The 26008-nt window shown below is 62.3% G+C and carries 24 protein-coding genes; 10 read left to right on the top strand and 14 right to left on the bottom strand.

Translation table 11 applies throughout. The features are described from left to right. Positions 1-103: 103 nt before the first annotated feature. Positions 104-3412, bottom strand: coding sequence for an Eco57I restriction-modification methylase domain-containing protein (locus BLP76_RS02745; RefSeq protein WP_092809339.1), 3309 nt, complete (start codon positions 3410-3412; stop codon positions 104-106). A gap of 461 nt (positions 3413-3873) precedes the next feature. On the opposite strand from BLP76_RS02745, the gene BLP76_RS19005 reads away from it, so the two are divergent. The 3 genes from BLP76_RS19005 to BLP76_RS02730 all read left to right on the top strand — a co-directional run bounded on the left by BLP76_RS19005 (position 3874) and on the right by BLP76_RS02730 (position 6736). Continuing rightward, positions 3874-4845, top strand: a complete 972-nt coding sequence (locus BLP76_RS19005; protein WP_244514422.1) for an ABC transporter substrate-binding protein — start codon at positions 3874-3876, stop codon at positions 4843-4845. Between the two features lie 140 nt (positions 4846-4985). After that, a complete protein-coding gene (locus BLP76_RS02735; RefSeq protein ID WP_092809337.1) occupies positions 4986-5966 on the top strand; it encodes a FecCD family ABC transporter permease in 981 nt (326 codons plus the stop codon). A 5-nt stretch (positions 5967-5971) separates the two neighbouring features. After that, positions 5972-6736, top strand: a complete 765-nt coding sequence (locus tag BLP76_RS02730; protein ID WP_092809336.1) for an ABC transporter ATP-binding protein — start codon at positions 5972-5974, stop codon at positions 6734-6736. 620 nt (positions 6737-7356) lie between these two features. Here BLP76_RS02730 and BLP76_RS02725 read toward each other — a convergent pair. Continuing rightward, a complete protein-coding gene (locus BLP76_RS02725) occupies positions 7357-8292 on the bottom strand; it encodes a LysR family transcriptional regulator (RefSeq protein WP_092809335.1) in 936 nt (311 codons plus the stop codon). Positions 8293-8444: 152 nt separating this feature from the next. Here BLP76_RS02725 and BLP76_RS02720 point away from each other — a divergent pair, with 152 nt between their 5' ends. Further along, positions 8445-9284: a VOC family protein gene (locus BLP76_RS02720; RefSeq protein WP_092809334.1), complete on the top strand. Its 840-nt coding sequence runs from the start codon at positions 8445-8447 to the stop codon at positions 9282-9284. A gap of 370 nt (positions 9285-9654) precedes the next feature. On the opposite strand, the gene BLP76_RS02715 is transcribed toward BLP76_RS02720, so the two are convergent. The 5 genes from BLP76_RS02715 to BLP76_RS02700 all read right to left on the bottom strand — a co-directional run bounded on the left by BLP76_RS02715 (position 9655) and on the right by BLP76_RS02700 (position 14150). Beyond that, positions 9655-10095 carry a GFA family protein gene (locus BLP76_RS02715; RefSeq protein WP_092809333.1) on the bottom strand — a complete coding sequence of 147 codons (441 nt, stop codon included), beginning with the start codon at positions 10093-10095 and terminating at the stop codon, positions 9655-9657. Positions 10096-10202: 107 nt separating this feature from the next. Beyond that, on the bottom strand, positions 10203-10985 hold the full coding sequence (locus BLP76_RS02710) for a hypothetical protein (RefSeq protein ID WP_092810082.1): 783 nt from the start codon (positions 10983-10985) through the stop codon (positions 10203-10205). Positions 10986-11297: 312 nt separating this feature from the next. After that, entirely contained in the window at positions 11298-12215 is a 918-nt protein-coding gene (locus BLP76_RS02705; RefSeq protein WP_139163665.1) for a hypothetical protein, read from the bottom strand. 338 nt (positions 12216-12553) lie between these two features. Then, positions 12554-13153 carry a hypothetical protein gene (locus BLP76_RS18530; protein ID WP_111328795.1) on the bottom strand — a complete coding sequence of 200 codons (600 nt, stop codon included), beginning with the start codon at positions 13151-13153 and terminating at the stop codon, positions 12554-12556. A gap of 418 nt (positions 13154-13571) precedes the next feature. Then, positions 13572-14150: a TetR/AcrR family transcriptional regulator gene (locus tag BLP76_RS02700; RefSeq protein ID WP_092809331.1), complete on the bottom strand. Its 579-nt coding sequence runs from the start codon at positions 14148-14150 to the stop codon at positions 13572-13574. Positions 14151-14336: 186 nt separating this feature from the next. Between BLP76_RS02700 and BLP76_RS02695 the strand changes: the two genes are divergently transcribed. The 3 genes from BLP76_RS02695 to BLP76_RS02685 are packed head-to-tail and all read left to right on the top strand — an operon-like array spanning position 14337 to position 18143. After that, entirely contained in the window at positions 14337-14831 is a 495-nt protein-coding gene (locus BLP76_RS02695; RefSeq protein ID WP_092810080.1) for a (2Fe-2S)-binding protein, read from the top strand. Beyond that, positions 14828-15901, top strand: coding sequence for an FAD binding domain-containing protein (locus tag BLP76_RS02690; RefSeq protein ID WP_092809330.1), 1074 nt, complete (start codon positions 14828-14830; stop codon positions 15899-15901). The genes BLP76_RS02695 and BLP76_RS02690 overlap by 4 nt, the downstream gene beginning before the upstream one ends. Next, positions 15894-18143, top strand: coding sequence for a xanthine dehydrogenase family protein molybdopterin-binding subunit (locus tag BLP76_RS02685; protein ID WP_092809329.1), 2250 nt, complete (start codon positions 15894-15896; stop codon positions 18141-18143). Before BLP76_RS02690 ends, BLP76_RS02685 begins: the two co-directional genes overlap by 8 nt. 253 nt (positions 18144-18396) lie before the next feature. Here the strand turns inward: BLP76_RS02685 and BLP76_RS02680 are convergent, their stop codons facing one another. After that, positions 18397-18906 (bottom strand): PIN domain-containing protein, encoded by a 510-nt coding sequence (locus tag BLP76_RS02680; protein ID WP_092809328.1) that lies wholly within the window; start codon positions 18904-18906, stop codon positions 18397-18399. Next, a complete protein-coding gene (locus BLP76_RS02675) occupies positions 18903-19982 on the bottom strand; it encodes a helix-turn-helix domain-containing protein (RefSeq protein ID WP_200170475.1) in 1080 nt (359 codons plus the stop codon). Before BLP76_RS02675 ends, BLP76_RS02680 begins: the two co-directional genes overlap by 4 nt. 102 nt (positions 19983-20084) lie before the next feature. Between BLP76_RS02675 and BLP76_RS02670 the strand changes: the two genes are divergently transcribed. The 3 genes from BLP76_RS02670 to BLP76_RS18525 all read left to right on the top strand — a co-directional run bounded on the left by BLP76_RS02670 (position 20085) and on the right by BLP76_RS18525 (position 21722). Next, complete coding sequence (locus tag BLP76_RS02670; RefSeq protein ID WP_092809326.1) at positions 20085-20309, top strand: DUF2188 domain-containing protein; 225 nt, start codon at positions 20085-20087, stop codon at positions 20307-20309. 18 nt (positions 20310-20327) lie between these two features. Then, entirely contained in the window at positions 20328-20537 is a 210-nt protein-coding gene (locus tag BLP76_RS02665; protein WP_092809325.1) for a hypothetical protein, read from the top strand. Between the two features lie 552 nt (positions 20538-21089). Further along, a complete protein-coding gene (locus tag BLP76_RS18525; protein WP_139163664.1) occupies positions 21090-21722 on the top strand; it encodes a hypothetical protein in 633 nt (210 codons plus the stop codon). 223 nt (positions 21723-21945) lie between these two features. On the opposite strand, the gene BLP76_RS02655 is transcribed toward BLP76_RS18525, so the two are convergent. From BLP76_RS02655 to BLP76_RS02635, 5 genes are all read right to left on the bottom strand, one after another. Beyond that, positions 21946-22491: a DUF1284 domain-containing protein gene (locus tag BLP76_RS02655; protein WP_092809323.1), complete on the bottom strand. Its 546-nt coding sequence runs from the start codon at positions 22489-22491 to the stop codon at positions 21946-21948. Then, positions 22488-22745, bottom strand: coding sequence for a DUF1413 domain-containing protein (locus BLP76_RS02650; protein ID WP_200170476.1), 258 nt, complete (start codon positions 22743-22745; stop codon positions 22488-22490). Before BLP76_RS02650 ends, BLP76_RS02655 begins: the two co-directional genes overlap by 4 nt. A gap of 7 nt (positions 22746-22752) precedes the next feature. Then, on the bottom strand, positions 22753-23334 hold the full coding sequence (locus tag BLP76_RS02645) for an LOG family protein (RefSeq protein WP_092809322.1): 582 nt from the start codon (positions 23332-23334) through the stop codon (positions 22753-22755). 12 nt (positions 23335-23346) lie between these two features. Further along, on the bottom strand, positions 23347-24741 hold the full coding sequence (locus BLP76_RS02640; protein WP_420867605.1) for a dipeptidase: 1395 nt from the start codon (positions 24739-24741) through the stop codon (positions 23347-23349). A 160-nt stretch (positions 24742-24901) separates the two neighbouring features. After that, positions 24902-25687, bottom strand: a complete 786-nt coding sequence (locus tag BLP76_RS02635) for a glutaredoxin (RefSeq protein WP_244514389.1) — start codon at positions 25685-25687, stop codon at positions 24902-24904. Between the last annotated feature and the right edge of the window lie 321 nt (positions 25688-26008).

The following is a 26008-nucleotide window of genomic DNA, read 5'->3' as shown; positions in this document are numbered from 1 at the left end:
GTATTTGCACTCATCTAAAAGCAGACATTGTAAGCTTTGACGCCATACCTGCTGACGCCGTACGACACGAAGCGTTTAAGAGGAAGACCGCTCCTACGCTGTTCTACGTGTTCGTCTCTAGCAGCGCGATCTCGCCGTCCGTTAGGTCGAACAGTCGGTAGATGAGCGCGTCGATCTCGTGCTCGGCCGCAGTGATGGCGGCGGTTTGTTCGTTGATTTCCCGTCGCGAGGTTTCCAGCCAGTCCTCCCAATCGGAGCGGTCGGCGAGCGGAATGTCCGATTTGAACCGCCTCTTGATCTCCGCGCGGAAAGCGGGGAAGTCGAGTTTCCACCATTCCTCCAGCTTTCGCCCGAGCTTCACCGATCCGTCCGTCTCGCGTTGGTTGGGTGGGCAGAGATCAGGGATGCGGCGGGTGACGGCAGTTTGCTGGGTCAGGCGGTTGGCGGCGGCGGACTGGGCGGTGCAAGAGAGAGTACCGAGTTCGAGGTTGCTCAGTAGGGCGTCGGGGATTGGGATCGTGCCGACGAACTGGCTTTTGAAGCGGGCGAAGCCACCGCGAAACTCCGGCGTCAGCGCCTTCATTAGGAACCAAACGACCCGGGAGTTTAGAAACGCGAGTAGTATTTCGCTATCGTTAGGTACGAAAAAGCAAGTCGAGTCCACAAACGACCCCGACCTATCAAGCGAAAAGGCACATTCGTCGGCTACATCACGGTAGGCAATTTTCGCTTTTTCCAGCGCCGGTACATATGCCTCTTGTGCCTGCTGCAACTCGAACCATTCCTGTTCGGTAGCTCGGTGCTCTAGCCCCTTCATGACAACATTGCCGGATTTTGTGCGCTCTTCCCATTCCCGGAACGGCGCGAGGTGGTTGCGGATCGCTGGGTAGTCATCGATCGAGATCCGATTTTTCGGGATATAAATTATGAACAGGTCGCGCGGCTCGACGCGCCAACGGCGCATGTCCTTACCTTCCAACCACGGCCGCAAAAGTTTCTCCGAGCGCGGGTCCGCCGCCACCAAGCGGTCACGTGTGGCCCGGTCGATCACAAAGGCAGCGTTGAGGCCCGTCTTGATGCCGTAGAGGGGCGCGCCGTACACTTCCTGAAGCGTTGGGTGGTTTCCCATGATCTTCGCACGAAGCTCGCGCAAGGCCGTTGACTCCAACTCCCACGAGCCCTCACCGAGCGCGCCCTGGGGATAGGGTAAGGCGCCCGCGTCGAAGGCACCACCGAACTCCGTATCCGGCACCGCAGGCACGTCCCAGTAGCTGATTTCGTGGTCTTCTTCCGGTTCGCCAGCCCGGGCGATCATGATGACAGGGTAGGTCGTCACTCCCTGGAAGATCTGCAAGTCGCCGAAGTCGGCCACCGTCTCGATGGTGGCCTCGCGCGCAAGGTAGCGCCGGAGCGGTGCGCCTGAACCCGTCTTGAAGAAAGTGTTGCTGGAGATGTAGCCGAGCCGCCCGGCGTTCTTGCCGCGCCGTAGCAGCCGCAGTCCTCGCTCGTAAAAGTAGCAGTAGAGGTCCGCCCGATCCGATACGACTTCGTAGCGCGTCTCGAGGTAGGGCTTCATGGCCCTGATCAATTCCATGCGTACGTAGGGCGGATTGCCGAGTACGACGTCGAAGCCTGCCTCGCCCTCGTCTGGATCGAACACTTCCGGAAACGCTTCCGCCCACGTAAAGCAGTGGTCGAGATAGGCGTAGTTGGCGTCCTCGATCAGCGAGTCGCCGACTCGGATCGTGTGGTCGAGCCCATCGAGCGGCTTGCCGCTCTTGGCGGTCTTCAACCACAGCGACAGCTTTGTGATCTCGACGCTTTCGGCGTTTACGTCAACGCCATAAAGGTTCTTGGACAAGATCTCGGAGTCGATGTCGAAAAGGTCGGGTGCGTTGGCATCGCCGCGAAGCTCGGCGATCTTGGCGTTGGCCCGGTCGTACTCGGCGCGCAGCCAGTCGAAGGCGGTAACGAGGAAGATGCCCGAGCCGCAGGCAGGGTCGACCACGCGTAAGTGTTGGAGGCGGTCGAGATAAGCACGCCATGCGGCCAATTCGTTCTTGCGAGCCTTGGCCGAACCTTTGCGCCCCTCGAATCGCAGTGTGTCATATTCGCTCGGATCGCCCGCAACCGCGTGCTCACGCATCACGGTTTGGAAAGTGTCGCGCACCTGCGCACCCAACGTGCGCTCGGTGATGAAGCGAGCCACGAAGGACGGCGTGTAGACAATACCGTCCTTCTTGATCTTGGAGTGAGAGCGCCCGAGCGAGCGGAAGTCGCCTTCATCCTCACCGCGGGCGATGGCGAGATGCTTCTCCAGATCGCGGAGCGACTGTTCGAAGATGTGGCCAAGGATAGTGACGTCGACGTCCTCAGCGAAGTCGTAGTTACCGATCGTGCCAAGCCCGGCGCACGCTTCGTCCGACAGCTTCAATGAGCGGATGGCGGGATCGCGGCGGAATAAGCCGCCGTTGTAGGCGGAGATGGTCTGCGGGCGCCCCCTGATCGTAACGGTCCCCCCGCCGTCGATCATGGAGAACAAACCTAAGTAGTTGTCCCACTTCGGCACTGGCGCGAACTCGTTGGCAGCGGCCGTGACGTGACGGAGAAGGTTAGCCGGCAGGAGCTGCCGGTCCTCAGCGAAGGCAATGAAGAGGACGCGGTCCATGATGGTTTGTGCCATGGATACGACGCTCTCTGGCGCGTGCGGCTCGCGGTTCCCGTCGCCGGTGGCAGCGATCTCAGTGATCAATCGCTCGCGGACGTCCTGATAGTTGGCATAGAAGGCGTTGCCGATCTCCTTGTCCGCCTCCAGGCTCTCGCGCAGCAACTCTTCGGTGCGCCCCGTAAGGAGGTTGTCAGCGTGCAGAAGGGTGACGAAACGGCGATACTCGTCCATCTCACCGAGCCGAGCGATATCAAAACGCTCGTAGTCCCTCGCGCCCTCGCGATAGGAATAGAGGCGGATCTCGACGTAGTTCGTGACCAGCACCCAACGCACCGTTCTGCCGGTGAGCAATGCGTAGTCCCAAGCCTGCTCAACAGGTGTGATGTTGCGCCCCTGCATGGGTGCATCAAGATCGCGTGTTCCCGCGCCCTTAAGCTCGAAGGGTGCGACGACCTCGTCCGATCCGCCGCCGAAACGTCCGAGTGCGAGGTCGACTCTGCCCGCGCCGATCGGATGCTCCTTGTCTACGGTCTGCCCATCCGCGTGTCCCGCCGGACGGTAGCCGAGCACACCCTCAACGATGCCGGTCTTGAAGTCCCCGTCGAGCGCGGTCTCTTTGTGCCGGACGATCTCGCCCGAGCGTATCATACCCGCCCAATGCGCGAGGATAGCCGCGTGCGTCTCCGGCACGGTCTCGATCACCGCACCCGCCCGCGCCAGAACCTTAGTGTTGAACAGTGCCACTGAACTCCCCCCGCCTCCTTCAATCGGAAAGACGTGAAATGTTCAACCAATAAGGGCGTCGGCCTTTGTACAGTCCTGAACTGCCGCGATAGGAAACGGCTGGTTCCTCTCGGAGCCGAACGGCAGCTATGCGAGAACGAAGGCTGAAAGCCGACCATCCCCCTTTCGGCCCATTGCGGTAGTCTTTCGAATGGCAGCAGAAAGCCGCCACGGCATCCGCCGCACCCCACGCCCCTGTCACCCGACAGCCCTCAAGCCCACCTTCCGCAAGCCCTATACAGAGGCCATGGCACTGGCAGCCGACACAGGCCCGGGCGCCCTCCAACCCGCGCAACCCCACAAAATCATGAGCGCGAGAGTCTTGTTTTCTCCAACATGTCCGAATAGGCAGGCGCCACGTTCCCCGGTGCACAATGGACCCGACAATGCCGAACAGGATCCTGCTCTCGCTCGCCGTTCTCATGGCCGCCTTCAGCACATCGGTTCGCGCCGAGCCGACGAGCTATCCCCTCACGATCGAAAATTGCGGCCGGGAGGTCACGTTCGACAAGGCGCCCGAGCGCGCCGTCGCGCTCGGTCAGAACACCGCCGAGATCATGCTCCTGCTCGGTCTGAAGGACCGCATGGCCGCCACCGCTTTCTGGCCGAGCGAGGTTCTGCCGGAACTGCGTGCGGCAAAGGACGAGGTCGATGTCCTGACCGTCGAATTTCCGACGCTTGAATCGGTCCTGTCGAAACAGCCGGATTTCGTCGCCGCGATGTTGACGACCCTGATGGGGCCGGACAGCAAGGTCGCCAAGCGCGACGATTTCGAACGCCTCGACATCCCGACCTATCTTGCGCCGAGCGCCTGTTCGACGACGCTTAACGCCAACGACGCCTATGGCAGCCGCGACGCGCTGTGGACCATGGATCTCCTCTATCAGGAGATCGACGACCTAGCGCGGATCTTCGACGTCGCCGATCGCGGCGAGGCCCTCATCGCCGATCTGAAGGCGCGCGAGGCGGCTCTGCGCGCCGAATTCTCCGGTTCGGAGCACCCGACCTTCGTCTTCTGGTTCTCCAGCCCCTCGCCCGCGGACGATGCCTATCTCGGCGGCGGCAACGGCCCGTCGGGCTATATCGCCGATCTCCTCGGCGGCTCGAATGCGATCAAGACCGAAGCCGACTGGCCGACGCTCGGATGGGAAGGCATCATGGCGGCCGATCCGACCGTCATCGTGGCCTCGCAGGTCGATCGCAAGCGCTGGGCGCTCGACGCGGCGGACGCGAAGATCGCCTATCTGACGTCCGATCCGACCGTCAGCCAGATGGAGGCGGTCAAAAAGGGCCGCATCGTCGTCATGAGGGGCGCGGCCATGAATCCGAGCATCCAGACCCTCTACGGCGCCGAACAGGTCGCCAGGCAATTGCGGACGCTCGACCTCAAGTGACGACACCAAAAGCATCGCCAGCGGCACCGCCCGAGACACCGCCAGAAACCGCGCCAGAAGCCTCGCCCGAAACCTCGCCAGCAACATCGCCAGCCACATCGGAAGACGGGGCCGGCTGGCTCGCCCTCTTCCTCGCGTTCATGCTGGTGGCGCTCGCTTTCGTCGTCGCCCTGGCAACGACGATCGGCGACTACAGGATCGGGTTCGGGACGGTGGTTCTGGCGATCAGCAACGGTCTCGGGCTCACCGGCGCCGACATTCCGCCCATTCAGGAATCCGTCGTCTGGGATCTGCGTCTCAGCCGCGCGCTGGTGGCGGCCCTTTCCGGGGCGGGTCTCGCGCTCTGCGGCGCCATCCTGCAGGCGCTCCTGCGCAACCCGCTCGCCGAACCCTTCGTGCTCGGCGTCTCGGCCGGCGCCTCGACCGGGGCCGTCTGCGTCATCGTTCTCGGCATCGGCGCCGGCAGTCTGTCCCTGTCGATGGGCGCCTTTGCCGGCGCTTTTTCGGCCTTCGCCCTCGTTGCGCTTCTCTCCAACGGCGCCACCAGCGGCCCGAACCACACGATCCTCGCGGGCGTCGCGGCGGCGCAGCTCTTCAACGCGCTCACCTCCTACATCGTGACGACGTCGGGCAACGCCCAGCAGGCGCGCGACGTGATGTTCTGGCTTCTCGGCAGTTTCGGCGGCGTGCGCTGGCCGGACTTTCAGCTTCTCATCCTCGTCATTGTCTTCGGCCTCGCCGTCTGCCTGTGGATGGCCCGCACGCTCGATGCCTTCACCTTCGGCGACGAGGATGCGGCGGCCCTCGGCGTGCCCGTGGCGCGCATTCGCCTCGTTCTCTTCGCGGTGACGGCGATGATCACGGCCACCATCGTCAGCATGGTCGGCGCGATCGGCTTCGTCGGCCTCGTCGTGCCCCATGCGGCGCGCTACATCGTCGGCCCGCTGCATCTGCGCCTTTTGCCGGCCTCGGCCGCGCTCGGCGCCGTCTTCATGGTGCTCGCCGATATCGCCTCGCGCGTCGTCGCCACGCAGCAGACGGTGCCGATCGGCGTCGTGACGGCGCTCGTCGGCGTGCCGTTCTTCGCCATCATCCTCTATCGCGCGCGGCCATCAACATGACGAGCATGACGATCCGCGCCGACAATCTCACCTGGGGCGTCGGGCAAAAAACCATCGTGCGCGACGTCTCCCTGCGCGTCGAAAAGAACGAGACGCTCGGCCTCATCGGGCCGAACGGATCGGGGAAATCCTCGCTCCTGCGCCTTCTCGCCGGGCTCAAACGGCCGCGTTCGGGACAAGTCGAGATCGAGGGGCAGAACATCGCGAGCCTGTCGCGCCGGGCGCTCGCACGCCAGCTCGCCTTCGTTCAGCAAAGTGCGGCATCCGACACCAATCTCAGCGTCCGCGACGTGGTGAAGCTCGGGCGCACGCCGCATCGCTCGGCGCTGTCCGGCTGGTCGTCTGCGGACGAGGCGGCCGTCGCCGCCGCCATTGCGCGCGTCGACATGGTCGCGCGGCGCGGCCAGGCCTGGCAGACGCTGTCGGGCGGCGAGCGCCAGCGCGTCCACATCGCACGCGCGCTCGCCCAATCGCCGACGATCATGTTCCTCGACGAGCCGACCAACCATCTCGACATCCACCATCAGATCGAGATCCTGCGCATGGTGCGCGATCTCGACCTCACCAGCGTCGTGGCCCTACACGATCTCAATCTCGCATCCATGTTCTGCGACCGGATCGCCGTGATGCAGAACGGCGCGCTCGTCGCCTGCGACCTGCCGTCGAAGGTGATGACCGAAAGCCTGCTGCACGAGGTCTTCCGCATCAAGGCGGAGGTGAGCCCCGACGAAAGCTCCGGCCGCCCCCATATCCGCTTTTGCAGCGAATGAGGCTTTTGGGCATCTGACCGAGCCCCAAAACGCTCACCTCGCCCCCGGCCCAGCCAAGCCCCGGCCGCGCCGCACGCCCCCACCTCCCCCTTGTGGGGAGGTCGACGCGCCGCCCGGTGCGTCGGGGGGGGGGGCGCCGAATTCGTTCCAACCACCCTGCGCCGGTTTCCTTAGCGGCCCCCCACCCCTAACCCCTCCCCACAAGGGGGAGAGGGACGGCCGTGCCACTCTCAAACCCATGCCCGCTCTGAACTCTGTGCCCGCCCTCAGATCCAGGCACGCCCTCGAATCCGGTCGCGCTACGTCGCGCCCCCAACGCCGTTCCAGCCTCCTCGGTGCCCGCTTCTCCAGCAAGGCCGCGCCGCACACGCCCACCTCCCCCTTGTGGGGAGGTCGACGCGCCGCCCGGCGCGTCGGGTGGGGGTCGCCGAGGATCCGTCAGATCTCAGACGTTGTTTCTTCTAGCAGACCCCCACCCCTAACCCCTCCCCACAAGGGGGAGGGGAACATCCGTGCCCACCCTCAAAACCGTGCCCACTTTGAAATCTGTGGCCCCCGCAACGCCCCCCTTCGGCGCCCGCTTCTTCAGCAAGGCCGCGGCGCACGGCACACCTCTCAGATCACGCCCGCCCCCTCAGCCGCGCGAGATGCTGCCTGAGGACCGACGTAAAAGCCTGGACCTTGTCGGAGCGGAAGGCGCTCGGCGCCGTCAGGAGATGGATCGCGCGCTCGCCTGCCCTGTCGCGCGCCCTGTCGCGCACCCTGTCGCGCACCGTGAAATCGTCGAGCACGGTGACGAGATCGCCGCGTGCGAGATGCGGTTTGAGAAAAATATCGGGCGCACGGATCAGCCCGTGGCCGGCGATCGCCTGGCGGATCGTCGCCGAGGCGCTGTTGACGGCAAGCCGCCCCGCCACCTCCACCACCTTCTCTTTCTTGCCGTCGCGAAAACGCCAGCGCCGCGGCGGATCGTCGTTCAGATCGAAGATCGCCTGGTGATCGGCGAGATCGTCGGGGCGTTGCGGCGTGCCATGCGCTTCAAGATAGCCGGGGCTTGCGGCAATCTGCGATGTGATCGTCCCGATACCCGCCATCTTGTAACTGGAATCCCGCGGCACGCTGATGCGCACCGCAAGGTCGAAGCCGCCGGCGACGAGATCCTTCATCTCGTCCGACAAAACGAGATCGACGCGCATTCCGGGATAGGTGTCGATGAAACTCTGTGCGGCATCCGCCAGGCACAATTCGCCGAAGGTCGTGCCGGAGGTGATGCGCAGCCGTCCAGAAAGCCCGTTCGCCGGCTGATCGAGCGCCGCATCGGCCGCTTCCAGAGAGACGAGCACGTTTCGCGCATAGGGCAGCCAGCGCTCGCCATCCTCCGTCAGCGAGACGGAGCGGGTCGTCCGGTAAAGAAGCGCGCGCCCGAGCCTATCTTCGAGCGCGGCGACATATTTGCTCGCAAGCTTGTTGGAAATGCCGAGCCGCTCTCCGGCCGCCGTGAAGGAGCCCGTCTCGACCACGGCGACGAAGGTCCGGATACCGTCCACATAATCCATATTGTCCACGATACGGCGACAGTCATTCGCCCATCAAGCCCGTTATCGCGAAAGATCGCCCACCCTAAATTCCCTTCATGACCCGCGCCCCCCAAGCGCACCCCAGCCCCCCAAGCGCCCACCATCTGACGGCGCGCCCCAGGAGATATCTCATGGCGACCAGCGACGCCCCTCTTTCCATTGACCGTGTTGTCCTCACCGTCCGCGATCTCGACACGGTCGGCGATTTCTATGAGCGTGTGATCGGCCTCGACACCATCGCCGGCGACGGCGAGAGCCGCATTCTCGGCCAGGGCGACCTGCCCCTGATCGAGCTCCGCCGCGACGCGCAGGCGCGCTCTCTCCCCTTCGAGGCCGGCCTCTTCCACACGGCCTTCCTCGTCCCCCATCGCGACGATCTCGGCCGCTGGCTCCGCCATTACGGCGAGGCGGGCGGCCGGCTCGACGGCGCCTCCGACCATGTCGTCTCCGAGGCCGTCTATCTGCAAGACCCCGAAGGCAACGGCATCGAGATCTACGCCGACCGGCCCCGCTCCGCCTGGAGGTGGAACGGCCAGATGGTGGCGATGGACACGCGGCCCCTCGACATTCAAAGCCTCATCCAGGCGCCGGGCCGCTGGGCCGGCGCACCGCAAGGCACCGTCATCGGCCACGTCCATCTGCAGGTCGGCGATGTCGGCGACGCGGAGACCTTTTATGGCGGCGCGCTCGGCTTCGATCTCTCCGCGACGCTTCCCGCCGCGCGCTTCTTTGCAACCGGCGGCTACCACCATCACATCGGCACGAATGTCTGGAACAGCCGCGGCGCCGGCCGGCGCAGCCCGGATGCCGCCGGCCTCGCCGAACTCGTCCTCGCCGCCACCCCGGACGAGGCCGCCCGCCTCGGCGCGAAAACCCGCGCCGATCCCTCTTTCATCGCCCCCTCTTTCACCGATCCATGGGGCAACCGCATCACCATCCAACCCCGCCCCGCCCAAGCCGCCGCCGCGTAACGCCGCCGCCTGACGCCGCAAGGCACGGCCACGCCAAGAGCGCCGCCCACTCCCAGGCAAGGCGTCAGCCCCACCTCCCCCTTGTGGGGAGGTCGACGCTCCAACGGAGCGTCGGGTGGGGGTCGCCGAGGCCCCGTCAGATCTCACACGTTGTTTCTTCCAGCGGACCCCCACCCCTAACCCCTCCCCACAAGGGGGAGGGGGACGTCCGTGCCACTCTGAAATCCATTCCCGCCGCCCTCGCGGTCCGGGCGCCACTCCACCCCCTTCGGCGCCCGCTTCTCCAGCAAGGCCGCGAGGCGCGTCGGGTGGGGGTCGCCGAGGCCCCGTCAGATCTCAGACTTTGTTTCTCATCTCGCTCGCCGCCCGTTCACGACGTCGCGTCGTCTTCCGCGGGAATGAAGCGCAAAACGCCGGCGAGGCGCGACGGCCGACCGGTGTCAGACGGATGCTCGACGCCGTCCGTGACCGGCACCTCGGCGAAATCGAACGGGCTCAGCCCCTGAAGACACGCGACGTTGACGCCATACTGAAGCGGGTCGGAGCGCCGCTGATGGTGCGTGTAGATCCCGCAGCGCGAACAGAAAAAATGCTCCGCCGTCCCGGTGTTGAAGCGATAACGCGTCAAAAACGCCTCGCCCTCAAGAATCCTGACGCCGCCCGTCACCGCCGAGACGGCGACCGCACCGCGCATCCGGCAAAAAGAGCAGGTGCACCGGCGCGCCGTCGCAAGATCATCGACCAGCTCCGCCTCAAAACGCACCGCCCCGCAATGACACTGCCCGCTCCGCATCACCCGTTCCAACGCCATGATCTGATCTCCAAGAGCCGTGTATCGGGGCAAGGTTTGCGGCCGGAAACGGGCGGCAGCGCGGCGAATGCTCTGCGAAGCGGGTGAGCCAGAAGCGCAGCCGCGGATCAGCGCTTCGCTCCAGTTTCGTCAATCAACTTGCGGTCCTCAAGGATTGCCTTTTCAAACCACTGCGGCACGGTCGATATGCTGGAGCTGAAAACGCTTTCTGGAACGTCGCCCCAGAAAGCTCGTATCGCTCCATCGAAGCCCTGGAACTGATGATCGTCTACTCGAAGGGCGGTATGATCGCGCAGAGCCACATTTGAAAGGCTACTGCCCTCACCACCAAATGGGTCGTGGAGGTACTCGGGATAGCGTCGTTTCAGGTCCTGCAGGGACGGTCCTTCTCCATGCTTGTAGACGTTAACGACCAAACGGCATGCGTCGAGCGATTTGAAGTAATCGGCCCTCCGAACTGGCCACCCGAAACTCTCCAACAGATCAACTATCCGAATGAAATCGCCCCCCCACACTTTTGCCGGCACACAGTCACCGCGGTGCCAATGTTGAATTTCGCGAACCAGCCAATCGCGCAGCTGTTTGTCCCATTGATGGTACATGCCTGCCACGACACTCAGACGGGTCTGTTCTCGCATGTCGCAGAGCATCTGGTAATGCTGAATGCCAACATCATTGGCGACTTCGTAATATCTTCCAGGGTCGTCGTCGGGGTTAAACCACCTTCCGCCCTCTTCCAGCCAAGCGTTTGCCGCCCTGTCTGCGTCTGCTTCAATGTTCTCGAATCTCGAGAGCAACCGACTGCGAGCTTCTCTGACATAGAAATCATGCTGCTCTATCAGAGAGACGCGGAACGGCTCCCACATCTGGAATAGTACGTAATCGCTCATGTCGTTGACTCGCATCTAAACGGGAGTCTAACGCCGGCTTGCACTCCAAAGAGCCCTCCACCGACTTGATCTATAATTTGTAGGCTGGATCTTTTTCTATAGTCTATTCTGATTTTTAACTTTGATACAGCAAGAGGAAGTCCTATTACGCGCGGCAGGCAAAGGTAATGTAGTTTCTCAAAGATGCCCTTTCGGCCAGCGCGGACGATAGCGACCTCAAGCCGTGAACCAACACAGGAGCGTTGGTCACCAGCTTACGTGCTTTCCCGGCGCTGGCATCCTACACGTACCTATGTCCGCCACCTCATTGCCTCAAATGACCTCGTATATTTCAGCGATGCCATCAAGCGGACCGAGCTCGACGAAGAACGTAGACAGAGAGGAGCCTTCAGGCACCAACCAGGCGAAGCGATATTCATTTTGATATAAATATCTTATATTTTTACTGAAAATCGGAATAATTTGACTATAATCAGCTGTATAATTATCATAATATTGAATCGGTCTATCAATGGACTTAGCTTCTGGCAGCTGCTTCTTTACCGCTTCATGTAGACGCGCTCGGAAGGCTTCCTTGTTTCGCACAACGAGCACCGCCTCCGCCTCGAAAGGCTGAAACAAGCGCGCGTCATAGCCGAGGCTGCAGCACCAGACGTAAAAATTCCGCGTCATCAAGGTGCGGAATAGCTCTTTGCAGTGCACTGGACGCTCGACCTCCTCTAGCTCGGCGTTCAACCCGTACAGCCGGACCATCAGATGCTCGTTCGGCGTGACACTGAAATGCTCGAGCTCCTTGTCAGCCTGGGCAGCGTTTAAGGAGGGATCATCATAGGCAGCGGCCGGCGTAATCCTCAGGATTCCCCGCTCGAAAGCGGCGCGGATATGAGGCCGCTTGCCGAATTTCGCAAAACACGAGGGCGAGCCCGTGAAGGGAGATCGAAGTCTAGGGGGTAGATAGTCTGCGCTAGCCACCTCACGTAGCTCGCGCTCATCGAAGTCGCGAAAAATCAGTTTCGCTCGCTCCATCTGCTCCAGCATCGTGTGTAAAATCAGTCGAAGGAGGCCCCGCCGGTTTTCAAAACTCCGTGGCGGCGTCACATTGCCGGCAGCATCGGTGGACCACAGATTACGAATAAGAGCATCAAACCGCGTCTTGAGGGCGACATCCGGCAACTCACGCAGGTATCGCTCCCGCTCGTATTCGGCCCTCCACTCATCTATCATTCCCAATGCAGCCTCCCATCGCAGAGTCCTGCGCCCTCTCGGAGAGTTTAGGCATCGCTTTCCGGCCCTTGAGTCGCTCCGAATAGCCATATCTGAAGACGGTCACCACATCCGCCAGCAATAGCCAAGATGGCCGGTCTGAGCTGAGCCAAGATCAACCCTCCCCCCTTCCCCCTTGCGTGATTTGGTCACTCAGTAGCGAGAAACGTGAGAACATATACCAGCCATAGCTCGAAGATATGCATCTTCAGATGCTCGCCGTGGTCGCGGGCAGCTAGGTCATACCCACAGATGGATGTGGGGCCCGCGGACCCGGCGAAGCTCGCGCTATTAGCCCGTTGCAATTAGCCGTCCCGCAGAGTTCTGTTTAAATATATACTTCTTTCCTCAAATTTCTCTGTCACATTATCAATATATTTCTCTATAGAATAAATCATCTCATCAACAAAAATAATTGATTCTCCATCATTTTTGCTTATGATAAAAATCACCATCCTATCTCTGTATTTTATTTTTCTAATTTCATTCACCAGTCTATATTTATCAAAAAGACTAATTTCGTCTAGATAACCAATAGAAACCGTTCCGTCGGAGTTAAATTCCGTTACTGCCGAGTGCAAAATTCGGCTCAAGGCACTATACAAATTAACGCAGCTCTTATCGCCGCGGGCCGCTCGAAAAAACGGAGGCTCTGGCGGAATTATTGGTTCAAGCAAAGCAACCGACTGTTGGCGAAGTTGATATACTGTGCGGGATGCCTCTGCAAAATTCCGGAGGCTCGCCGCAAGCATGAGCAAGTCACGCCGAGCGAGGAGCCTTGCCACGTGATCGACGTCTTCAACAGCTCCACCTCCGTCGTCTCCGTCTATCCAACGGCTATAGGCGCGCACTCGCACTAACCCCTCCAGCACCTGATCGTACAGAAAATTGAGTTCGCTGCTCACCTACCGACTCCAATAAAGGTCACCACACTCCCCTCACTCACACGCCTATCATTATTCACATTCCCCTACACTGGGGAGGAGTTCCCTTATCTTCAGGTTTTCTATTTTAGGATAGATCATACTCAGATATCCGAAGGGGTGGAGGAGAGCGGCGGGCGCCTTTCGCGTACTAGTGTCTCTGTTGCCGCTCAGCCATTCGTAATCTGATGCCGGTATTTGCTCCCACCAGAAGCTGCTAGGGGGACGTGAGCGTCGACTAATGTCTTTAGGACGGGCCGCAGACACTTGGCTTCACGGATCTGAGCGCCGCCTCACACCACAGGCAGCCCACGCGCGTCAGAGCAATTCATGCGCCCAGCTTAGCCGATCCGGGCGCTGTCTTTCGGAAAGCGAAAGAGCCGACCGTACTCCGTCTCCCTCACCCCCGCGTCAGCCCGTCCAAAAATAGATCCGCGAGCCGGGTCACATCATCTTCAAACTCCGGCCCGGTGCGCACCAGGCACATGCCGATGAGGGTCAGAAGCAGATCCTCGGGCGTCACGTCTTCGCGCATGCGCCCGGCCTCTTTGGCGCGGGTCAGCAGGCGCGCGATCGCGCCGGTGAGGCTCTTGTAGGAATAGCTGTAGATTTCTGAGGATTTGTCGACGGCGAGCGCCAGCGCCGTCAGCATGCCCTGTTTGGTGGCGATGAGGCGGATGCTGGCGTGCACCCATTGGCGCAGCGCGGCGACCGGGTCCGCCTCGCCTTCGAGCCGTTCGGCGAGCGCCACCATCTGGTCGATCTCGCGGCGATAGACGGCCTCAAACAGCGCCTCGCGCGTCGGGAAATGCCGGTAGAGCGTGCCGATGCCCACCCCAGCCGCCTTCGCCACGCCTTCCAAAGTCGCCTGCCCGCCATGGGTGCGAAACACCTCGGCCGCGGCGGTGAGAAGCCGCTCGCGGTTGCGCAGATAATCGGCGCGCGGCCTGCGTCTTGGCTGTTCGGTTTTCCGTTCCATCTAATCTTTTACGCCAATCTTTTGACGGCACCTCCCTTGAAAGCGGAGGCACCCTCCATATAACTCATGCGAGCCAGGCCCGGCAGCGCGGATATCGCCTCGCTGAGCCTGCGTGACGGAAAACCGCCGAATGCGTCATCGGCACGGCGGCGTTTCCGGCCCGACCTCTTGTCCAAAGGTGGCCGCATGACCCTCTCTATCAGCCTCACCATCAATGGCGAGCCACGATCCGTCGCAATCGACGATCCGCGCGTCACACTCCTCGATCTCTTGCGCGAGCGCCTGCATCTCACCGGCACCAAAAAGGGTTGCGACCGCGGCCAGTGCGGCGCCTGCACCATTCTCGTCGATGGCGAGCGGGTGAATTCCTGCCTCGCGCTCGCGCTCAGCCATGACGGTGCCGAAATCACCACCATCGAAGGCCTTGCCGAAGAAGGCCGCCTGCATCCCGTGCAGGAAGCCTTCATCGCCCATGACGGCTTTCAATGCGGCTATTGCACCCCCGGCCAGATCATGAGCGCCGTCGGCCTCATCGCCGAGGGCCATGCGCACGGCGATGCGGAACGCGTGCGCGAATTGATGAGCGGCAATCTCTGCCGCTGCGGCGCCTATCGCGGCATCACCGAAGCGGTGCTCGAGGCCGAAGCGAAGCTCGCAACCCGTGAAAGGGACGCCGCATGAACCGCTTCGTTTGTCTCCGCCCGACCAGCGTCGCCGAGGCGGTCGCGGCCGCGTCCGAGCCGGGCTCCGCCTATCTCGCCGCCGGCACCAATCTTCTCGATCTCATGAAGGGCGGCGTCGCGCGCCCCGCCCGCCTCGTCGACGTCACGCATCTGCCGGGCCTCGGTGCCATCGAAACGCTCTCCGACGGCGCCATGCGCATCGGCGCGCTCGTCAAGAATTCCACACTCGCCTACGACGCGGCGTTCTCCGCCCGCTTTCCGGCCGTCGCCGAAGCGCTTCTCTCCGGCGCCTCGGCGCAGCTCAGAAATGCCGCGACCGTCGGCGGCAATCTCCTGCAGCGCACCCGCTGCCCGTACTTTTACGACACCGCCAGCGCCTGCAACAAACGCGCGCCCGGTTCCGGCTGCGACGCGATCGGCGGCGCCAATGAGGGCCACGCGGTTCTGGGCTTCAGCGATCATTGCATCGCCACCCACCCCTCCGATTTCTGCGTCGCGCTAACGGCACTCGGCGCCATCGTCGAGATCGAGGGCGAGGGTGGCCGCCGCGACGTGCCGATCACCGATTTCTATCGCCTGCCCGGCGACACGCCCGAGAAAGAGACCGTCCTCTCCCCCGGCGAGATGGTCGTCGCCATGCGCCTGCCCGCAGATTCCACCGCCTTTTCCGCAAACCAGCGCTATCTGAAAGTCCGCGAGCGCACGTCTTATGCCTTCGCCGTGGTCTCGGCCGCGGCCGCGCTCCGGCTCGAGGACGGGCGCATCGCCGAGGCCCGCCTTGCGCTCGGCGGCGTCGCGGCCAAACCCTGGCGCGCGGAAGAGGCGGAAGCGCGCCTCGCCGGCCGCCACGCCAATCGCGCCGCCTTCGAAGAAGCCGCAGACCTCACCTTCGCGGCCGCAAAACCCTCCGGCGACAATTCCTACAAGATCACGCTCGGCCGCCGCCTCGTCACACGTGCACTCCTCCTCGCCGCCGCCGGCACGCCCGATCATCTGCCAGCGCTCCCCGCCTCGCCTTTCGCCGAAACTCCCGCAGGTGTCCTGCCAGAAGGTGTCGCCCATGTCTGAGATCGCACAGCTTTCCCCCGGCCCGCGCCAGCGCCACGGCTCCAGTATCGGCCAGCCCCTCACCCGCGCCGATGGCCGCCTCAAAGTCACCGGCGAAGCCATCTATGCCGCCGACAACCACCCGGACGGCCTCCTCCACGCCGTCATCGTGCCGGCCAAGATCGCCCGCGGCCGCGTCGTCTCACTCGATCTCGACGCCGCCAGGGCGCATCAGGGCGTCGTCGAGATCATGACGCCGGAAAACCGCCCGCCGCTCGCCATGGACCCGTTCGAGAAGTCCAATCCGCTGATGTTTCGGATGCATCTCCTGTCGGATGCGACGGTGCGCTATGCGGGCGAGCCGGTCGCCGTCGTCATCGCCGAGACTTTGGAAGCGGCGAAAGAAGGTGCGGCCCTCCTCGCCCCGCGCTACGAGGCGGAAACACCCGAAGTCACGCTCGACGCGGCGGCCTATACGCCCGAGACCGTCGGCCCGGGCCAGCCGGCGGAAGCCGCGAAGGGCGATGTCGATGCGGGCTTCGCCGCGGCCGCCCAGGTGATCGAGGCAGTCTACGAGACGCCGCCGCAATACCACAACGCCATGGAGCCGCATGCCGTCGTCGCCCGTTTCGACGGCGACAGCCTCTTCCTCGACATGCCGACCCAGGGCCTTGCCATGTCGCGGATGCGCCTTGCCGGCCTTTTTGGCCTGACCCCTGATAACATCCATATCCGCAGCCCGTTTCTGGGCGGCGGCTTCGGCTCCAAGGGCGCCGTGTCGAGCCCGGAAGCGCTCGGCATTCTCGCGGCCAAACTCACCGGGCGCCCGGTGAAGCTCGTTCTCGCCCGCGAGGAGATGTTCGGCCCCGTCGGCCATCGGGGCCAGACGCGGCAGACGCTGCGTCTCGGCCTCGACGCGGCGGGCGCCCTCACCGCGCTCACGCATCACACCCGCGCCTCCACGAGCCGCTTCGATGAGTTCATCGAGCCCTCTTCGGGCGTCGGCCAGTCCCTCTACAAGGTCCCCGCGCTCCACACCGCGCATGAGGGCGTGCGCCTCGATATCGGCACGCCCTCCTTCATGCGCGCGCCCGGCGAGGCCTCAGGTTCGATCGCCCTTGAAAGCGCCATCGACGAGGCGGCCTTCGCGGCGGGCATGGACCCGCTCGCCTTCCGCCTTGAAAACTATGCCGAGGTCGAGCCGATCTCCGGAAAACCCTTCTCCTCGAAGGCGCTCAAGCAATGCTACACAAAGGCGGCGGAGCGCTTCGGCTGGGCGGGCCGCCCGCTTCGCTCGCGCCAGATGCGCGATGAGGCCGGCCGGCTTCTCGGCTGGGGCATGGGCACGGCGATCTTTCCCGCTCTCATGTTTCAGGGCAATGCCCGCGCCGTCATCCGCCGCGACGGCACCGGCGTGATGGAGGCGGGCGCCCACGATATGGGCCAGGGCGCGTGGACGGCGCTCGCCCAGATCGCCGCCGATTCTCTCGGCCTCACGATCGAAACGCTCGATTTCCGCTCCGGCACGTCGGACCTCCCCGATGCCGGGATCGCCGGCGGCTCGACGCATACGGCGACCGCCGGCAACGCCATCCACCGCGCCGGCACCGCCGCGATCGACAAGCTGACGGCGCTTGCCGTCAATGACGAAAGCTCCCCCCTCTTCGGTGCCGGCAATGTCGGGGTCGTCGCCAGCGAAGGCCGCCTCACCCGCCGCGACGACGAAACGGCGAGCGAGAGCTTTGCCGACATTTTAACGCGCGCAGGCCTTGAGGAGATCGCAGCCGACGGCCAGGCGGCCGCCGATCCGTCCGCCCAGGAGGCCTATGCCATGCATGCCCATGGCGCCGTCTTCGCGGAAGTCGCCGTCGATCCGGAACTCGGCCAGATCCGCGTCACCCGGCTCATCGGCGCCTTCGCCGCCGGGCGCGTCATCAATCCGCGCATGGTGGAAAGCCAGTATCTCGGCGGCATGATCTGGGGCCTCTCCTTCGCGCTCCACGAAAAGGCCGTCCACGACCGCCGCAGCGGGCGCATCGTCAACGCCAATTTCGCCGAATACCGCGTGCCGGTGAATGCCGACATTCAGGGGCTGGAAGCGATCCTGGTGCCGGAGGAAGACCCCCATGTGAACCCGCTCGGCATCAAAGGCGTCGGCGAAATCGGCATCACCGGCACCGCCGCCGCCATCGCCAACGCCATCTTCCACGCGACGGGAAAACGGGTGCGGAGTTTTCCGATTGGATTGGCGGAGGTGTTGTAGGGAGGTAGGAGGTTGAGAGAAGCATCGGACGCGGGTCGCCTGTTCGCGCTCCTTTTCTCTTACAAGATCCTTAAGGACGAAAAGTCGTGACGAGCGGCCGCTATGCGCCTTTGACCGTCGTTCCGGTCATCGTGTCTGCCGCGAGAAAGCGGACGCTCTTCTTGCAAGATGCGTAGGGGCCAGTATGGAATAAAGCGCCTTGGTGTTCAGACAACACCTGAAGCCTCGAACTTTGGACCGGTTTTGAGTTTGGCTACACACTACGGAGCTTTCGTAAGCGCTTGTCGATTTCTGCAACCGGCAGGAACACAGCGTCATCCGCGAGCCAGCGTTCGAGGGCCGAAATCAGCAATTCGATATCGCAGGCGCCTGCCGCTTCCAGCTCGTCGATAATCCAAAGGACGCCATGAACCCGCACGGCGCGCGCAACGGCGACGCTTCTAAGAAGCCCGTCTCCAGTTAGGAGAATTGCATCCTCGTGGCAGGTCGTCGTCACCAAGGCGAAGCAATCGTTGGCTGACAATTGGCTGTGCTGACGCTTAAGCGCGCGAACTTGGGCAACTTCCGTTCCTGGCAAATCATATGTACTGAACCCGCCGTCCTCGAGCATTCGCCATTCTTGCGGCGTGAAATTCAGGAGCTCCTCCTCACGGATAGGTAAGGGGACGATGAACTGATAGGGCAGCCGCAGCAGGACATGCAGCAACTCACCCTTCTTTAAGTCGATCAGGCAAGACGCATCATTGACGACGACGCAAGTCACAGGTCACGCGGCCCCCTGATGTCGCGTTCGACAACGCTCAATGGGAGTCCGAGCATTTGTGCTGCGCGAACAGGAGAGATCATCTCTTCGCCGAGCGCACGCCAGACAAGGCGCTCGAAGCGCTGCGGCTTCTCAAAGGCTGCAAAACCCTCGCCCGGCATGATGGGCTCCGGTTCTTCACGCCGCCAGCTTCGCGCATAGGTCTTGAAGGCATATTCCAAAGCACTCTTCGACAGGATGCCAACCTGGCTAAGGCGCACAAGCATCGCTGCGGCCGAGACGCCGTAGGTGCGCTTGAGCCGCATGATCTCGATCCAGGTCATGCCATGCCGATTCCGGCCAGCTTCCCCTTCCAAATGCTCACGCGGAATGAGGAACGCTCCCGCGAAGCGGTGCATAGAAGGTTCCTTTTTCAGCGCGGCATTGCCGGTGGCGATTATAATGCGGTGAGCGAGTTCATGGGCGAGGTTGAAGCGCTTGCGCTCGACATTGGTGTGCCGCGAGACGACAATCACTTCAGTCGGTGAACCTTCCACCCGCTCGACATGGCAAGCTAGACCGTTAATGCGTTCAGGGAGATCAGCCTCGATGACCTTGAGCCCCTTGTCTTCGAGCAGGGCAGTCATGCTGGGTATGGGGTCGATCCCGAGCTTCCACACTCGCCGCACTTCCCGCGCCTTGGCCTCGATGGCGTCTTCATCGACAACATGATCCACACGCAGCGTAGCGAAAGGATCTTCTCCGCGGTGCAGGTCGAGGATGTCCTCGATAGCGAGATAGTCTTCGAGCTTATCGATCACGATGGCTTCCGCCATCGCCCGATCCTGCGCTGAGGCAGTCGAGTTCTTCCGCCACTCGACGCTTTCCAAAGCTTTGACTTGCCCGCCGAGCAGGAAGTCCAGCGACACGCCGAGCGCCTTGCCGAGGCCGACCAGCACCGACGAGGAAGGCATCATCTTGTCCGCTTCATATTTGCTGATGGCCTGCGCCGACACGCTGGGGGTCGCGCGGTCGGCAAGAGCTTGCATGGATAGGCCAGCCCGTTTGCGGGCAAGCTTGAGCCTTTGTCCGAACATGGTTCTCCCCATATTTTATGGTTGATAAACGCCGTTTTATGGGTTAAATATAAACACTAGGTTGGCGCATTTGTCAATCAACATCGACATATGGAGATTTAAATGTCTAAGAAAAATCAACACGTTGTTCCTCATGACAGCGGCTGGGCCGTAAAGGGAGCAGGAAACTCCCGTGCATCTTCCGTCCACCACACCCAGCGCGAGGCGATCGCGGCCGCGCGTGAATCCGCCATTCGCCAGAGCAGCGAGATGCTGATCCACGGCGAGAACGGTCGCATCCGCGAGCGGAACACCTATGGCAAAGATCCGGTCCCCCCGAAGGGCTGACACGAAAGGAACAACGCGATGGCTCGCATCGAAATGCGGTTCAATGGCCGCACGATCACTTCCGCCTCACAACTTCAGAGAGAGTTGACGCGCAGCGTGGAGAAGCATGTCGAAGATAACCTCAAGAAGGCCGCCGGTCCCGGCATGCGGATGAAAAGGACCCGCGAAGGCTACACCTTCGAGGGTTCGCCCGAGCAGATCAAGCGTATGAAGAACCGGCTGCGCTGACGTTGCCGCCGAAGCCATAGATAGCGTCTTCACCTCCCGATTGGATTGCCCTTCGGATGGCGATCATCAACTCCGGTCGCTGAACCGCCAATAGCAGCGGGAGACCGGAATTTGTCCCAAGCCTAGCATATGTTCCGCGCCTCTGCCGACGGAAGCCCAAAGGATATTGTAATTCGAATCTATCGTAAACCTCGTCCCCGCATGGCACGACACGGATACTGCATTTTGCCAGCAGCTCTTGAAAGACCTTGCCGGGACGCCGGAGCCGTAACTGCCCCTCTAGCCCCCACCTGTGAGGCCGCCGGGGTCAATGGTGAACATCTAAAAAAGAAATGCTAATTCCGTTTCAGAATTGACAATCGCGGGCACCCACGCTTTTCAACCCCTCTTTACGGTTCCCAGCTCCTCAGGTGCTGCACCCGTACTCGGCCGTTATCAGCTCATCCCCGCCCCCTATCTGCCTTGCCCCCCCCAGCGATCTGCCAATACTTGCAACTCCTGCGAAATTTCAAACTAACCTTCATATTCGACGGGAAATCTGCGTAATACATTATGGAAAAAATTTCAAAAATAGATGCTGCGAGACGGCAAATAGACACTGCGATCGATTTGTATTTCTCGAATGGAGATTTACTTTCAATATACTCTATATCATTTTCAGCGCATCAAATTCTAAATGATATTTATAGACATCATCAGGATTATGACTTCTTACGAACTTTGACAGATAAGCTGCCGCCTGACTTTCGTAGATATTTAGCCGGTCCAGCAAATTTCCTGAAACATGCGGATCGGGATCATGATGCCTATCTGCCTGAGATAAGCTATGTCCAAATTGAAGCTGTGCTGTGTGTTGCCACCATCCTCTACAGACGGATTACAGGGGATTTAACACTCAAGATGAAGGGATTTGACTTTATCCTTGAAGAGTTAGCATACGAGGAGATCGGCATTGAGGAAATTGATACAAATATAGATCGCATCAAAGAGTACGCTGCCCACCGTAATAGACTAAAGAATTTGCCCGCCGCGGAGCTGCTGGCTGAGAAAAGTAAGATGTATAGAGGGTTTTTGGAAGCGTTCCCAAGACTCGAGTCACTTCAGGAGAAAATGGCAGAGGAAGGGAAAAGCGCGACCGATATCCTGGATATGCTTGAGGACCTGAAGGGACGACGGGACTCGTAAATTACAGCGGAGCTCCGGGAACGTCCGCGTTCTACCCCGTTTCCTGTCCTTCGAACGCTCCGCTTTGAAACACTTTAATTGTATTCTGTTTCACCACCCATGTCCGATGGGTCGAGTGAACAAGGACATTTGCCGACTGGAAGCTTTCAGCCTGCCTATCCCCAAAACCGACAGTCCCCCTTCCGGCTCTTCGCGGTCATTTTCCCGCCGGCACATCCTCCCCCTACACCCCCTTCACCCGGCACCCCTCAAACCCGCCATCGGCGAGCCGCGTGCACAGCGTGTCCCATTCGCAGCCGGCGCAGGCGGGGCGGGTGGTGCCTTGTTGGAACCAGGTGCGCATCTCGTCGACGCGCGTGCGGGAGAGCGGGATCACCGTGCCGGCCTTAATCGTCAGGCCGAGTTTTTCGCCGACATCGCGGGCGGCCTTGCGGTCGCGTTCGGTGACGGACGCCTTGAAGCAATGCGGCTCTTTTTCCGCCGCGATCACGCAGGCGCAGAGCGGGTCGGGGCCGTCGACGATTTTCACGGCAGCCCCCGCATTGATCGCCGCCGCCACCTCCTCGAAGCGGGCGACGAAGCCCGGCGAATAGCCTTTTCCCGCAAAGGTCAGCATGCACAGGAGATGATGGGCGCGCAGCTCCACCACGGCCGTGTCTCCCGCGCCCGCATCGCCGGCGCCCGCCCCCTCCCTCTGTGGCCCTTCGCCCTCAGAGCTCTCCGTGGTGCGGCTTGCCCTTTCCACGGGCTGGGTCATCGCCCGTGTCATCGCCCGTTCCAGCGATAGACCCGGCCGCTGTCCTGCTTGCGGCCCGTATCCTCGACGCCCGGAAAGTCGCCGGCGCGCACGGCGTTCAAGAAGGTGCGGCCGAGTTTCACCCGGTCGCCGATATAAAGCCGGTCCCAGCCCTCCCCATAGATTTCGGGGAAGTGGAACGCGCCGGGCGCGCGGGCCTGAAGCGCCCGTTCAAGGCGCGCGCGTTCCGCCTCGTCGAAGCGCATCTCGGCCCCCATGCCCGTCATGGCACGCTCACCTCTCGCGGCCGGCGATCCATTTCTCCACCTGCGGCGGCTCATAGGTCTTGAAGCGGTGGAGAAGCGTGCCGGGATCCGCCTCCACCATCAGCATCGCCCGGTGTTCGGGGCGCATGAAATGCTCCGCCGCCTGGTGGTCGAGGAAGGCGGCGAGCCCGTCATAAAACCCTGCCACATTCAACAGCCCGACCGGCTTTTTGTGATAGCCGAGCTGGCCCCAGGTCCATACCTCAAACAGTTCTTCGAGCGTGCCCGCCCCGCCCGGCAGCGCCACGAACCCGTCGGAGAGGTCGCCCATCAGCGCTTTTCGCTCATGCATGGAGCCGACTTCGTGGAGTTTTGTGAGCCCCTTATGCGCCACCTCCTTTTGCACGAGCGCATGCGGGATGACGCCGATCACCTCGCCGCCCGCCGTCAGCGCGGCATTGGCGACGGCGCCCATCAGCCCGACGCGCGCCCCGCCATAAACGAGGCGGAGCCCCGCCTCGGCAATCGCCGCGCCGAGGCCGCAGGCCACGCGCGCATAATCGGCGCGCGCCCCGGCATTGGAGCCGCAGAAAACGCAGATCGCCTGCATGATGTGCCCCGCCTACGCCCCGAGCGCGGAAAGGATCCGCGCCCAGGAGCGGATGCCGTGGTGAAAGCTCGTCAGATTGTATTTCTCGTTCGGCGAGTGGATGCGATCGTCATCGAGCGCGAAGCCCACGAGCACCGTGTCCATGCCGAGCACGCGCTTGAACTGCGCCACGATCGGGATCGAGCCGCCCATGCCAATGAGCTTCGCCTCCGTGCCCCATTCTTCCGTGAGCGCCGTCAGCGACCGCGCCACCCATTCGCTGTCCGATGGCTGGGTGATGGCGCCCTCGCCGCCATGGCTCTTGAACGTCACCTTGCAATCGCCCGGCACGCGCGCCGCCACAAAGGCGCGGAACGCCTCGCGGATCTTGTCCGGCTCCTGCTCGCCCACGAGTCGGAAGGAGACTTTCGCCGAGGCCTTCGCCGGGATCACCGTCTTGCTGCCGTCGCCGGTATAGCCGCCGATGATGCCGTTCACCTCCGCCGTCGGCCGCGCCCAGATCTGTTCCAGAACCGAATAGGCCTTTTCGCCCCCGGGCTCCTTCAGGCCGATCTCGGCGAGAAACGCCTGCGGGTCGAAGCCGAGGCTCTCCCATTGGGCCTTCTCGTCTGCCGTCAGCTCGGCGACGCCGTCATAAAAGCCCGGGATCTGGATGCGCCCCTCGTCATCGCGCAGATCCGCGAGAACCTTCGTCAAGACATGGATCGGGTTCCTCGCCGCAGAGCCATAATGCCCGGAATGAAGGTCATAGGCCGGCCCCTCGATGAACACCTCCTCATAGAGAAGCCCGCGCAGGCGCGTCGCGATCGCCGGCGTCTTGGCGTCCCATTGCGAGGTGTCGCAGACGAAGGCGACGTCGGCTTTGAGCTCCTCGACATTGTCTTTGAGGAACGGCAGCAGCGACGGGCTCGCCGATTCCTCCTCGCCCTCCAAAAGCACCGTCACATTGACCGGCAGAGCGCCCTCTTCCTCCATCAGCGCACGCGCCGACTCGATGAAGGTCATGAACTGGCCCTTGTCGTCGGAGGAGCCGCGGCCCAAAATCTTGGCGGCGTCGCCCTCGCCCGAAACCTGCGGCTCGAACGGCGGCGTCTCCCACAGCTCCAGAGGGTCGGCCGGCTGCACGTCGTAATGGCCGTAGAAGAGGATATGCGGCTTGCCTTCGCCCGCGCCCTTATAATGGCCGACCACCATCGGATGGCCGATCGTGTCGCGCACCGAGGCCTCAAAACCGATCTCGTTCAGCTGCGTCGCGCACCAGGAGGCGGCGTTGCGGCAGGCGGCGGCATAGGCCGGATCGGCGGAAATCGAAGGGATGCGGATCAACTGAAAGAGCCGTTCCAGCGCCTCGCCGGAAACGGCCCGGTCGATGCGGGCAAGCGTGTTTTGAAGCATGTGAGCCTTCATGTTTTCGCGCCGGCCGGGCGGGCTTCACGATCGCCGCATCACAAAAACGATGCGGCCTCCCGCCCCGGGCGCGCCAGGGTTTCCCCCGTCCCTAGCCGATCGCGCCCCCGCTCGGCAAATCACAGCCGCATGGCGGACCCGCATAAAAGCCGTGCGCCGATCACCAGCCCAGAACCAGCATCCGGTAAGGCATCCAGATCCCCATCGCGAGCATCATCAGGTTCTCCGTCAGCGACACGAAGCCGAGCGGCACATTGCTGCCGCCACCGACACAGGCACATTTCAGTTCCCGCTTGTCGATATAGACGGCCTTGAAGACGGAGGCCGCCCCAACCCCGCCGATGAAGAGCGCGATCGGCGCGGAAACGAACGTCAGCGCCCCGGCGATCATCAAGATCCCGGCCGCCGCCTCGCCGAAGGGGTAAAAGTAGGCGTAGCGCACATATTTCGGCGCCAGGAGATCGTAGTTCAGGAACATGGTGGAAAAGCTCTCCACGTCCTGCAGCTTCTGCACCGCCAACAGGCACATCGAAATGGCAATGAACCATTCGAGCGCGCGCGCAGTAAGGATGGTCCCGAAGGCGGCAAAACTGACGGCGAGCGCCATCAAAAAGGCGACGGAAAAGATGGCGATCACCGGCCGGTAGCTCGTCTCGCCTTCCTTCGTCACATGCTCACCGAAATGCTCGCGCAATTCGTCATAACCGCCGATGCGACGGCCCGCGATGAAGATCTGCGGCGTCGTCTCAACATCGTGCTCGCGCTGAAAGGCGTCGGTCTCCGCGCGGGTTTCAAGCCAGTGATCCTCGACCGCAAACCCTTCGCGTTCGAGCAGATCCTTCGCCTTGATGCCATAGGGGCAGACATGCTCCTCCATCACCATGCGATAAACGGCAGCCCGCTTCGCCCCGCTCGCCCGTTCCTGTCCGTTTGCGCTTGTCTGCATCCCACTTTCGGGCGCCCTGCCCTCCGCCCCTTTCTCAGGGGCCACTCTTTCCGCTGTCTCCGACATGCTGTTCCCACGTCTCCTGGTCCTCATGTCGAAGGCCAACGCCTTGAGCGCATTGGGGTTCACACGTGGAGGAGGAAGAACGGGCAACTTTCGGCACAAACCCACCCTAGTTGCACTACGTCTTCCTCTCCCCTGGCGGGAGCGGGTGCTGCGCGAGAACGCCCGCGAGCAAACTAAGGAACATAAGAAGATCCGATCAGCCCTCCTTCTACTCACCCTTGCCGAAAGACAAAGGAGCGACAGCAAACGCATTGT

This window comes from Afifella marina DSM 2698 (assembly GCF_900102695.1).
GTDB classification, from domain to species: domain Bacteria; phylum Pseudomonadota; class Alphaproteobacteria; order Rhizobiales; family Afifellaceae; genus Afifella; species Afifella marina.
The sequence above is the reverse complement of the archived record's forward strand: the minus strand, read 5'-3'. Positions and strand labels throughout refer to the sequence as shown.